This window comes from Candidatus Nitrosopumilus sp. bin_6a, assembly GCF_054095695.1.
In genome coordinates, this window is sequence record NZ_JBSWSR010000001.1 from 172,261 (window position 1) to 183,880 (window position 11,620).

Annotated in this window: 14 protein-coding genes; 1 reads left to right on the forward strand and 13 read right to left on the reverse strand. The window is 34.9% G+C overall.

The genetic code is table 11. The features are described from left to right. Position 1: 1 nt before the first annotated feature. The 11 genes from ACW9XA_RS01085 to ACW9XA_RS01135 form a co-directional block, all read right to left on the reverse strand. Positions 2-445 (reverse strand): iron-sulfur cluster assembly scaffold protein, encoded by a 444-nt coding sequence (locus tag ACW9XA_RS01085; RefSeq protein WP_457762605.1) that lies wholly within the window; start codon positions 443-445, stop codon positions 2-4. After that, a complete protein-coding gene (locus ACW9XA_RS01090; protein ID WP_457762606.1) occupies positions 442-1,686 on the reverse strand; it encodes a cysteine desulfurase in 1,245 nt (414 codons plus the stop codon). Before ACW9XA_RS01090 ends, ACW9XA_RS01085 begins: the two co-directional genes overlap by 4 nt. 3 nt (positions 1,687-1,689) lie before the next feature. Then, positions 1,690-1,998, reverse strand: coding sequence for a Rieske (2Fe-2S) protein (locus ACW9XA_RS01095; protein ID WP_457762607.1), 309 nt, complete (start codon positions 1,996-1,998; stop codon positions 1,690-1,692). 4 nt (positions 1,999-2,002) lie between these two features. After that, a complete protein-coding gene (sufD, locus tag ACW9XA_RS01100) occupies positions 2,003-3,403 on the reverse strand; it encodes a Fe-S cluster assembly protein SufD (RefSeq protein ID WP_457762608.1) in 1,401 nt (466 codons plus the stop codon). A 27-nt stretch (positions 3,404-3,430) separates the two neighbouring features. Further along, positions 3,431-4,831: a Fe-S cluster assembly protein SufB gene (sufB, locus tag ACW9XA_RS01105; RefSeq protein ID WP_300325753.1), complete on the reverse strand. Its 1,401-nt coding sequence runs from the start codon at positions 4,829-4,831 to the stop codon at positions 3,431-3,433. Between the two features lie 175 nt (positions 4,832-5,006). Continuing rightward, a complete protein-coding gene (locus ACW9XA_RS01110; protein WP_457762609.1) occupies positions 5,007-5,813 on the reverse strand; it encodes a uroporphyrinogen-III synthase in 807 nt (268 codons plus the stop codon). After that, positions 5,813-6,553, reverse strand: coding sequence for a uroporphyrinogen-III C-methyltransferase (gene cobA / locus ACW9XA_RS01115; protein ID WP_457762610.1), 741 nt, complete (start codon positions 6,551-6,553; stop codon positions 5,813-5,815). The genes ACW9XA_RS01110 and cobA overlap by 1 nt, the downstream gene beginning before the upstream one ends. Then, positions 6,550-7,485, reverse strand: coding sequence for a hydroxymethylbilane synthase (gene hemC, locus ACW9XA_RS01120; protein WP_457762611.1), 936 nt, complete (start codon positions 7,483-7,485; stop codon positions 6,550-6,552). Before hemC ends, cobA begins: the two co-directional genes overlap by 4 nt. Then, positions 7,482-8,762 carry a glutamate-1-semialdehyde 2,1-aminomutase gene (gene hemL, locus ACW9XA_RS01125; RefSeq protein WP_457762612.1) on the reverse strand — a complete coding sequence of 427 codons (1,281 nt, stop codon included), beginning with the start codon at positions 8,760-8,762 and terminating at the stop codon, positions 7,482-7,484. Before hemL ends, hemC begins: the two co-directional genes overlap by 4 nt. A gap of 23 nt (positions 8,763-8,785) precedes the next feature. Then, positions 8,786-9,469, reverse strand: a complete 684-nt coding sequence (locus tag ACW9XA_RS01130; protein ID WP_457762613.1) for an MIP/aquaporin family protein — start codon at positions 9,467-9,469, stop codon at positions 8,786-8,788. Then, complete coding sequence (locus ACW9XA_RS01135; RefSeq protein ID WP_457762614.1) at positions 9,469-9,876, reverse strand: arsenate reductase ArsC; 408 nt, start codon at positions 9,874-9,876, stop codon at positions 9,469-9,471. Before ACW9XA_RS01135 ends, ACW9XA_RS01130 begins: the two co-directional genes overlap by 1 nt. A gap of 45 nt (positions 9,877-9,921) precedes the next feature. On the opposite strand from ACW9XA_RS01135, the gene ACW9XA_RS01140 reads away from it, so the two are divergent. After that, the gene (locus tag ACW9XA_RS01140) at positions 9,922-10,221 is read left to right on the forward strand and encodes an ArsR/SmtB family transcription factor (RefSeq protein WP_457762615.1); all 300 of its coding nucleotides are present in this window, start codon (positions 9,922-9,924) and stop codon (positions 10,219-10,221) included. Here ACW9XA_RS01140 and ACW9XA_RS01145 read toward each other — a convergent pair. Then, entirely contained in the window at positions 10,218-10,520 is a 303-nt protein-coding gene (locus ACW9XA_RS01145) for a DUF3240 family protein (protein ID WP_300325777.1), read from the reverse strand. The two genes, ACW9XA_RS01140 and ACW9XA_RS01145, sit on opposite strands and share 4 nt — an antisense overlap. Beyond that, positions 10,517-11,602 carry a sodium-dependent bicarbonate transport family permease gene (locus ACW9XA_RS01150; protein WP_457762616.1) on the reverse strand — a complete coding sequence of 362 codons (1,086 nt, stop codon included), beginning with the start codon at positions 11,600-11,602 and terminating at the stop codon, positions 10,517-10,519. The genes ACW9XA_RS01145 and ACW9XA_RS01150 overlap by 4 nt, the downstream gene beginning before the upstream one ends. Positions 11,603-11,620 lie beyond the last annotated feature (18 nt).

Genomic DNA, 11,620 nt, shown 5'->3' on the forward strand with positions numbered 1-11,620 from the left:
ACTAGTACAGATTGGCTGCCTCTTCTTTTAGTTTATCCACATCTTCATTGTCTTTTAGATTCTTGCCAATGTAGGTATAAAGTGCAGATTTAAGCACCTTCAAGGAAAGCAATGCACATTTTATCCTAACAGCCTGCAAATGCTCTAGACCTAATTCGCTTAGGACATCATGTTTTTCAATTGCTCTTGCTTCTTCAAGGGTTTTACCTTTTGTGATTTCAGTCAATACGGAGGAGCAAGCCATACAAATTGCACAACCTTTTCCATGAAATTTAATATCAGTGACTTTGTTTTCATCAATTTTCATATCAATGTCGATGCTGTCACCACATAGAGGATTTGAGTCATGAAACGTGACATCATGATTTTCAATTTCTCCATAGTTAATTGGATTTCTTGAATAATCAACAATCATTTCATGGTAAATGTCTGCATTACTACTCATAATTTGAACACCTTTGCCACAATATTTAATGAATTTACCAGAATATCAATGTCGTGTTTAGTATTGTAAATGTAAAAGCTTGCTCTAGAAGTTGCAGCAACATTTAGTCGTTCCATCAATACTTGTGCACAGTGGTGACCTGATCTAACTGCAATTCCTTCCTCATCAATAATTTGAGCAACATCGTGAGGATGAACATCTGCAAAATTAAATGAAATAACACCACCACGTTTTGAAAGATCTTTTGTTCCATAGATATGAAGTCCTTTAACTTCAGATAATTTTTCAATAGCATATTTTGTCAATTCAACTTCATGTTCTCGAACATTATCCATTCCAATTTTGGTAAGATAATCAATTGCAGCACCCAATCCAACAACATCTGCGATATTTGGAGTGCCTGCTTCAAATTTGTAAGGTAAATCATTCCATGTAGTTTCATACTTGTGAACTTCTCTAATCATGTCACCGCCACCATGAAATGGGCTCATTGTTTCAAGCACAGATTTTCTAACCCATAAAACGCCAATTCCAGTAGGTCCGAGCATTTTGTGACCAGAAAACGCAAAAAAATCGCATCCTAATTTTTCAAGATCAACTTTCATGTGAGGTACTGCCTGTGCACCGTCAATTAGAGTAAGAACACCTGCAGCTTTGCATTTCTCAATAATTGCTTGAGCATCAGTGATAGTTCCAAGAACATTAGACATTAAACTAAAAGTAACAAGTTTGACTTTCCCTGTTGCTAAATATTTGTCAAGATCATCTAAAATTAATTCACCGTTATCATCCATTCCAATGTATTCCAATTTGGCATGCTTTTCTTGAGTTACAAGTTGCCATGGCACAATGTTGCTATGATGCTCGTATTCAGTAGTAACAACAATGTCACCTTCTTTCAAGTGAGTTCTACCCCATGCATATGCAACTAAATTAATTGCCTCAGTGGTACCTCTGACAAAAATAATTTCCTGGCGATTTTTTATGTTGACAAAATTTGCGACTTTGTCTCTTGTTGCTTCGTAAGCTTCTGTGGCCTCTTCTGCTAACGCATAAACTGCTCGGTGAATATTTGCATTGTGATTTTGGTAGTAATCAGTGATAGAGTCAATAACTTGATTTGGTTTTTGTGTAGTTGATGCATTATCAAGATAGACTAGAGGTTTGTTGTCTCTGACAGTTCTTTTTAGAATTGGAAAATCATTTCGTATATTTTCAAATAGAGATTCTGTACTTTGCATATCTTAAAGCTCCACGTAAATTTCGTTGGCGTCTATTTTAATATTGTATACTTTGAGAGGTGTTTCAGCAGGGAGATTCTGAGGTTCGCCATTTTCTAGATTAAAAACAGAAAGGTGTAAAGGACATCTAACACCTTCATCACTTAGAAATCCAGTAGACAGATCAGCATCAGCATGAGTGCATATCAGATCAGTTGCGTGAATTTTTCCCTTGAGGTTTGCAATTAAGAGTTTTTTATCTTCATGAACAAATCCAAAAAGTTGACCTTCTTTTACCTGTTCAATACTACAAGCCTTAACCCATTCAGACAAAATATCACCTATACTTGTAATGTTGTTCTATTTCAGAGTCTTCATTGTAACGGGTCTCTTCAATTTCAACAAATTTAGCTAATTCTTCATCAGTGTTAATTGTAAGTTCTTTGTTTTCCCATTTGGATTCTATTAGATATGCAATCCATGCTCTAACTTGGAAAGACATTTTTCTTGAAAGAGGTTCTAAAAATCCTTCAACAATTGTTCTTTCAGCTTCTTCCTGACTGAGACATCTTGTTTTTAGATAGAAAACCTGTTCCTCATCAATTTGGGCAACAGATGCAGAGTGTGTGGCCTTTACATCATTAGTGAAAATTTCTAATCCGGGTATTGCATCAGATTTGGCATCTTTATCTAATAAGATAGAGCGACCCGACAAGAATGAATTTGATTTTGCGGCATTCTCTTTGATTCTAATCATTCCCTTGAAAAGAGATTTTGATTTGTTTCTTAAAATTGATTTTTCAACTACTCTTCCTTCAGTTGCAGGACTTTCATGGTTGACATTAGTTTGAATATCAAATGACTGTTCGTTATTTCCAAAGATCACTTCTGAATCATTACATGATGCACCGGTTCCATTTAGAAAATATTCTATTTTGTATCTAGATAACATAGAACCAAACAAGCCAGAATACCAATTCACTTTAGCATCTTGTGCCAAGTCTGTCCTTCTTGTAGAAAAGGCTACAGCATGTTGATCAATCATTTGAAGAGTGGTTACATCAAGATGGGCATTTGCTCCAAGGCTAGTATCCATTAATTCAAGGTATGCTTGTTGAGTTTGAATGTTAGGAGAGTATAGTTCCTGTACTATTGTTGCTTTACTACTTTCATCTGCAAATATTACATTTCTAGAAATCGTGGAATGACCATCCTCAGAAAGACAGATCATAAAATGAATTGGTCTGTCTACTACCAGATTGCGTGGAATGTGAATGAATATGCCTGAATTAAAGGCGGCATTATTTAGTGCAGTGAATTTATCTTCTCCAGATTTTGAAGCCTCTAGTGCTTTTTTTACCAATTCAGGATTATTTTTTATTGCATCAGATAGAGAAGAGATTACTAGTCCTTTAGATTTTAAATCGTCTGGAAGATTGATTTTATGAATATTTGTTCCAATTTGAATAATACAAACTTGATTTTCTAATTCACCTAGTCTTTTTGTTAAGAAACTAGGAATTGTTTCAGTGGTGGATGTAGATAGAGTAACTTTTTCCGGATCCATTTTTTTTGCGTCAGTGTATTTGTTGTAAAGAGGAGACATTTCAATTGGCAAACTATTGTATATTGAGAGTGAACTCTTTCTGTAATCCTTTAGCCAATCAGGTTCATTTCTTGATGAGGAGATCTCATCAATGATTGTTGTGCTGAGTTTTGATAAAAGTTCTTGAGACATGATTAATCGAAATTAGGTATTGGGAGTTTATCCCACAGAGTCATCCATTTCTAGTTTTATGAGTCTGTTTAGTTCAACAGCATATTCCATTGGCAATTCTTTGGTGAATGGTTCCATGAAACCATTAACAATCAGAGATAGTGATTCTTCTTCAGTAAATCCTCTAGTCATAAGATAGAAGATTTGTTCATCACCAATTTTTCCAACAGTAGCTTCGTGAGTAATTGTTGCATCTTCTTGATTAATTTCCATGTAAGGATAAGTATCAGTTTTTGATGTATCATCTAAGAGTAATGCATCACATCTTACAGTAGATTTTACACCAGTGGCACCTTTTGCGACATTTAGCATTCCTCTGTAAGTGGAACGTCCATCCAATCTACTTACTGATTTTGATGTGACTTTGGATGTAGTGTTTGGTGCCAGATGAACCATTTTTGCACCTGTATCTTGGTGTTGTCCTTTACCAGCAAATGCAATGGATAATGTTTCACCATAAGCTCTTTCACCCATCAGATATACACCAGGGTATTTCATGGTTAGTTTACTTCCAATGTTTCCATCAATCCATTCTACTGTTGCACCTTCATATGCATAAGCACGTTTTGTTACGAGATTGTAAACATCAGCACTCCAGTTCTGGATTGTAGTGTATCTTAATTTTGAATCTTTTAGTGCAACCAATTCTACAACAGCTGAATGTAGTGATTCAGAAGAGTATACAGGAGCTGTACATCCTTCAATGTAATGTACTTCTGCACCTTCATCCACAATGATCAGTGTTCTTTCAAACTGACCAATGTTTTCTGCGTTAATTCTAAAATATGCTTGTAGAGGCATGTCTACTTTGACACCAGGTGGAACATAGATGAAAGAGCCACCACTCCAAACTGCACTGTTTAATGCTGCAAACTTGTTATCCTCTGGAGGAATAATCTTTCCAAAGTATTTTTTGAATAACTCTGGATGTTCATGAAGAGCTGCATCAGTATCTAAAAAGAGAACTCCTTGTTTTGCCAAGTCTTCTCTTAGACTGTGATATACAACTTCAGATTCATATTGTGCACCCACACCTGCTAGGAATTTCTTTTCAGCTTCTGGAATTCCAAGTTTATCAAATGTGTTTTTGACATTTTCTGGAACATCATCCCAGCTCTTTTCGACTTTGTCAGATGCTTTTGCATAATAGTAAATATTTTGGAAATCAATTACACTAAGATCTCCACCCCAAGTTGGCATTGGTTTTTTCATAAAGATTTCATAGGAACGTAATCTAAAATCAAGCATCCATTGTGGCTCATTTTTCATTTTACTGATACTGATCACAGTTTCCTTAGAGAGTCCTTTCTTGCTTAAGTGAACATACATTTCTGTAGAGTCTTTAAAATCATATTTTGAATAATCCATGTCTAGATTTTCAGAAGTCATGTTCGTCATAACCCCGTTATATTATAAATACATGAGGAAAAATAGGCACAGCTAAATAGCTTGAGCTAAAACCAAGAGTTTAGTTAAACAGGATCTTGTGAGGCTTTATGATTTGGAAATATATCAGAATCACTATTTGTCAAATCCTTTAAAATTTAATGATTCTAAGCTACTCTCAAATATTGGTGACAGTCAATGAATTTTTCATCTCATCAAATGCACCTGCAACGGTGTGAACTTCAGATACGATGCAGGGAATATCTAACTTTGTGAGTTCTTCAGATGTAAAAGGACCAATACACACTAGAGATAATTTTGAAAGACGATTCTTCAAATCTGTTTTTTCATAATCTTGTAGCATGATCTCAAGGAATCCACGCACAGAAGATGCACTAGTAAAGATCACTCCGTCAATTTTGTTTTGTGAGAATAATTCACGAAATCCATTCCATTGAGATGTATCTCTAAATGCACAGACATCATACAAATGCAATTCGACAACATTAATTCCAATTTTATTTAGCAAGTCCTTTAGAAAAGAATTAGATGCTCCGCTTCTAGGAATGATTACTTTTTTTCCAACTGCATTAATTTGGGAAAACTCTTCACCAACACCAACTGAGGAGTTATTTTGTGGTTCATGATTGACTTTAATTCCATATGAATTCAGAGACAGTGTAGTCTTTGGGCCAACAGACATTACCATAGTATTTGCTACTGACAATTGTAATTTTTCAAACTTGCCAACATTTTTTGCAGTATCAAACAAGATTTTTACTGCCTTTGAGCTAAGAAACAAAGAATAATCCGGATTTTCTGCATCAATCAAATTTAAAAAATCATCAACAATTTTTTCACCTTTACTTACTAGCTCTATTGTAGGCAACGGAATTGGATTTGCATTGTTTTGTTCTGCTAATGCAATAAATTCAGATGCGTCATCTTTTGAGCGAGTAATTGCAATTGTCTTTCCGTCAAGCATTATTTCCAACCTATAATATCTGACAAGTCAACGACGTTTCCAATAATGATGTTAGTTGGAGGGGTAATTTTGTTTTCTTTGACTTTTTTTGCAATATTTGTAACAGTTCCTTTGATCATTTTTTGTTTAGGAGTAGTTCCGTTTTGGATTACAGCTACAGGTGTTTTTTTATCCATTCCGCCTGCGATTAATTGCTTGCAGATTATATCAATTCGAGACAATCCCATCATGATGACGATTGTATCGACTGATTTTGCAAGGTTTTTCCATTTGACAATCTCTTTTTTCTTTTCAGGATCTTCGTGTCCTGTTACAAAGACTACAGATGAGGCATATTTTCTATGAGTTAAAGGAATACCAGCATATGTTGCCGAACCAATTCCAGAAGTAATTCCTGGAACAATTTCATATTTTATTTTGTTTTCTTTGAGGAATTCTGCTTCTTCACCACCACGTCCAAAAATAATCGGATCACCGCCCTTTAGCCTGACTACATTTTTCTTAGATTTTGCATATTTCACCATCAGATCATTAGTGGTATTTTGATGGGTTGTGTCATCTCCAACTGCACGACCCACATAGACTTTTTCAGTTTTTTTTGGAATCATTGAAATAATTTTTTTGCTTACCAATCTGTCATACAAAACAACATCTGCTTTTTCAAGCAATTCAACAGCACGTAGTGTGATTAATTTACTGTCTCCAGGGCCTGCACCAACAAGATACACTTTTCCAGTCATGACTTATTCCATTCCTCCACTTTTTCTCTCCAATTTAATGCAAGATCATTTACTCCTTTCATACGTAGTTCTTCTCCCACAATTTTCCCCAGAGATTCAGGATCATCTTTCTTTCCTGTTTTGCTTACATGTAGTGATTGTTTCCCATCTACTGAAAATGCATACACGGTCAAAGTCATCTCAGAGCCAGTAGATTTTGCGTATGCTCCTAATGGAAATCTACATCCTGAATCAACATAGTCAGAAAGTGAACGCTCAGCCTCTATCTCTAAACGAGAATCAGCATCTTCAATTTTTTTCAGCATTGCAATTGTTTTAGAATCATCTGCTCTTGCAACAATTGCAATTGCACCTTGTCCAGGAGAAGGTGAAAAATCATCAACAGATAAAGGAGTATGAACTACATCAACACCTAATCGAGATATTCCAGCTTGTGCTAAAACAATTGCATCATATTTTTCTCCAGATGCTTTTTTGATTCTTGTTTCAATATTTCCACGGATTGGTTTTACAACAACATCAGGTCGTTTCCTTGAAACTTGAACTGCTCTTCGTAACGAGCTAGTTCCAATTACTGAACCTTTTTTGATAGTATCTAATGTAGAACCATCTGAAGAAATAAACACGTCATTTACAGCTTCACGCTTTGGTATACATGCCAGTATCAAATTTTTGTCAAGTTCGGATGGAACATCCTTCAAACTATGTACAGCAAAATCAATCTCTTTCTTAGCAACTGCCCTATCAATCTCTTTTTCAAAAATTCCTTTTTGATCTATTGTGAATAGAGGTCTAGCATCAGTGTCACCTTTGGTAGTAATTGTTTTGATTTCATAATCACAGTCAGGATTTGTTTTTTTCAATTCAGCAATTACCCAATTAGTTTGTGCAACGGATAACTGACTTCCTCTAGCCCCTACTATGTACTTCAATTTTTCACCGATTTTAATGCCAAATGATATGCATCTAATGTTTTGTTCAGATCAGTTTCAGTATGAGCGTCAGAGAGAAAAACTACTTCAAACTGAGATGGTGCAATAAAAATACCGTTTTTTAGCAAAGTCTGGAACAATTTTTGAAATTTCTTTGCGTCTGCATTTTTTGAGGTTTGATAATCCACAACAGGCTTGTTTGTAAAGAAAATTTGGAGCATGGAGGCTGTAAAATTGATCTGATGTGGAATTTTCATGTCAGTTGCCATATCATCTAATGTAGTAGAAAACAACAGATTGAATCTTTCAAGTTTTGAATATAGTTTGTTTTTGATTTTGTTGATTGTCTTTATTGAACTGATTGCAGCGCTTACAGAAATTGGATTTCCTGCAAAAGTACTTGCTTGGTAAACTTTACCACCAGGAGAAAGTAAATCCATGATTTCTTTTTTTCCACCAACAGCAGAGATGGTAAATCCATTACTGAGTGCTTTTGCCATAGTAGTCAAGTCAGGCTTTATTCCAAAATGTTCTTGAGCCCCACCAGGTGCAACTCTAAAACCAGTTACTACTTCATCAAAGATTAGAGGGATGTTATTTTCTTTAGTGATTTTTCTTAAATCGGAAAGAAAATTCTTTTCAGGCAAAATCAAACCCATGTTTGCAAGGATTGGCTCTACAATTACTCCTGCAATATCTTTATTTTTTTGGATGGTTTTTTGTAAATCTTCAATGTTGTTGTATTCTACAACTAGAGTATTTTTTGAAACTTCATCTAATCCACCATCAGAAACTGAAATTCCATTATGTGCAGAGCCAGAACCAGCTTTTACCAAAACAGAATCATGTGCACCGTGATAACATCCCTCAAATTTTATTATTTTTTTCTTTTTTGTGAATCCACGTGCTAATCTAATTGCAGTCATTGTAGCTTCACCACCAGTATTCATCAATCTTACTTTGTCAACAGAAGGGAAATTCTTAATGATTAATTTTGAGAGCTCAATCTCAGATTCTGTAGGAGTACAGTAAAGAGTTCCTTTCGATAACTGATTAGAAACAGCTTTGATTATTTCTTTACGTCTATGCCCTAAGAGTAATGCGCCATAGCCATTGCAAAAATCAATGTAGCGTTTGTCATCAGCATCCCAAATGTATGCCCCATTTGCTTTTTTTGTAAAAAATGGATATGGCTCAAAATACCTTACCGGGCTATTGACCCCTGATGGAATTACTTTTTTGGCAATATTGAATAATTTTTTAGATTCAGACACCATTCAAGGGGTATTTTTGGTCATTATTATTCGTAATTTGCCGCTCTTTGTGCTTGAAATTTCTTTCTGAACAGAAATGCGACAATCGTTGTACCCACATATGGAGCAGACCAATAGATCCACAAATTTTCAAACGTTTCAGATAGTAATGCGGGTGCTAGTGCTCGAGCAGGATTCATTGATGCGCCAGAGATAAACGCCAAAAACAAAATATCCAATCCAACGATTCCACCTATTGCAACACCGCTGAATCCTCTAAGACCTTTTGTATATACAACATAAAAAATAACGCCCATCAACATTGCAGAAGCTAAAACCTCAACTGGAAAAATTACAAAGATTGAAAAATCATAATTGGGAGCATTTGCTCCTAGATTTGCCTTGTCTCCAATGAATGTCAGTACAAAAAGAGATCCCAATATGGCACCAATTATTTCTGCTGCAAAATAATAAATAATTTGAATTTTTGAGATATGTCCTGTAATATAGTAACCAATAGTAACTGCAGGATTAAAATGCGCCAGAGATATTTTTCCAAAAGAATAGACACCGATGAGTAATGCAATAAAAGGAGCCACTGCTGCAAAGGGAATTCCCAATTGACCATCAAAAAATTCAGCATCATAAACAATAGACCCAGTTGCAAATATTACAAGAATAAAAGTTCCAATTAGTTCAACTGTAAATATTTGTAAATTTGAATAAGTCATCAATCTTTTTCCTCAAGGGATTTGATAAGAGCAATCACTTCAGACTTTATTTTGTCACGAATTTCTCTTACTTCATCAAGTGTTTTTTCTTTAGGATCTGATATATTCCAATCAAGTACATCTTTGACAAACAATGAAGGACAAGATTCCTTATCCATGCACCCCATGTTAACAGTTTTAGACGAATCTTTAACCATAGATGCAGACAATAGTTTTGGTTTTTGGTTTTCTAGGTCAATTCCAATTTCTTTCATGACCTGAATCACAATTGGATTAAGTTGTGGCGAAGGGATTGTTCCTGCACTTGAAACATTGAATTTAGTTGGAGCAAGTTTTCTAAAAAAAGCCTCAGCCATTTGGCTTCTACCAGCGTTTTCTACGCACACAAAGAGAATATTTTCAGGCATTCTTAATCATCATATAAATATCAGTTTATATAAATTTAGATTGATATGAATGGAATCAGCCTCTTAAGATGTATTTGCGATGAAACACGCTTTGAGATTTTAGAATTATTGCAGAAAAACAAGGAACTTTGTGTAAATGATTTTGTAGAAAAATTAGAAAAAGATCAACCTCTGGTATCCCACCATCTAAAGACGTTAAAGAAATGCGGAGTTGTCAAATCACGAGATGAAGGTAAAAAAGCAATGTATGCAATAGCAAACAATCAGTTATCTGAATTAATTTCAGTAGTCACCAGAACAAGTAAAAAAATTCCAATTTTGTGTTCAGAAGAAAATTGTTGTTAGAATTTTTCAATTCGTACAACACCAACATCACTGACATATAGAACTATTGCAAAATTAGCAAATAGCGTTCTTGAAATTTCCTCTACAACATCTTGTAGTTTTTCCTCACGCAAAATTACTTCAACCTTGACATTTTTTTCATTTTTAAGACCTTGCCCACGTATGCCACGTGCACCATTTCCATCCACTTCATATGTTGTGTATCCAGTGATTTCATGTTTTTTGAGAATCTCTATAATATTTTCTTGTGCTAAAATCTCACAAGTGACGGTAAGCAGTTTAACATTATACAGTTTCATAAAAGTCCCTCAGTTATGTAATTGAATAAGTCTATCGTTCCTTCTCCACTATGAACAAGTGTAGATATTGTAAACAAAATTGGCAATGTGACAATGATGTTAAACGGAAATGTTATTCCCAATGCAGATGTGATGTATAGACTGGGTTTTGCTTGCGGGATTGCGTGACGTAAAACCGCAGGAGCTGCAATAAATGAGGCACTAGCCATCAACAATCCAAACATTACTGCACCACCTATGCTCAATCCCAAGGCCGTTGAAACTAGAACGCCTATTATTCCATTGAATACCGGTATGATTATTGCAAATGCAGTAAGAAAAAGTCCCACTTTTTTAATGTCATCGAGTCTTTGACCGGCAATAATGCCCATTTCAATCATGAAAATCACTATTGCTCCAGTAAACATATCATCAAATACGATCTTTATTGATTCAAATCCCTTCTCACCAATAATGTAACCAATTACAATACTACCAAGAAGAATTACAATTGCTTTTCCAGTTATGGATTCATGTAATACTTTGGTGATTTTTGTTTTAGTCTGGTTTAAACCAACATCGATATTTGAATAATCGTCATCTGAAAAAGATTGTTTCTTTGTTTTGATCTGTTTTGATACTGCCATATTTGTCATAAATATTGCCAAAATGAAGGCAAGAGGTTCTAACACTGCAAGAATTGCTGCAATATATCCTTCTGATGTAACTCCCTGATTTTTCAAAAAGGATAAACCTACAGAAAAATGAACTGCACCTACAGCACCATAAGTAGATGCCAGGGCATAGGAATCAAAGAGATTAAACTTTCCTAGCCTTCGTAAAATTTGATAGTGATTTAATGTAAACAATAATGACAAGCCGATTGCAGCCAACATCGGAATTAACATATTTTCAAATCCGGTGTTACGCATTTCTATTCCTCCGTGCAGTCCTATTGCTGCAAGAAGATAGATTGGCAAAAATTCAGATATTGCTTCAGGAATTTTTAAATCAGATTTTATTCTGGCAGCGATAATTCCAAATAGAAAAAATAGAATTATAGGAGTAAGCAGATTAGCCTGAATTAATTGTAAAATGTCCATTGATCAATTCAAAAAAAT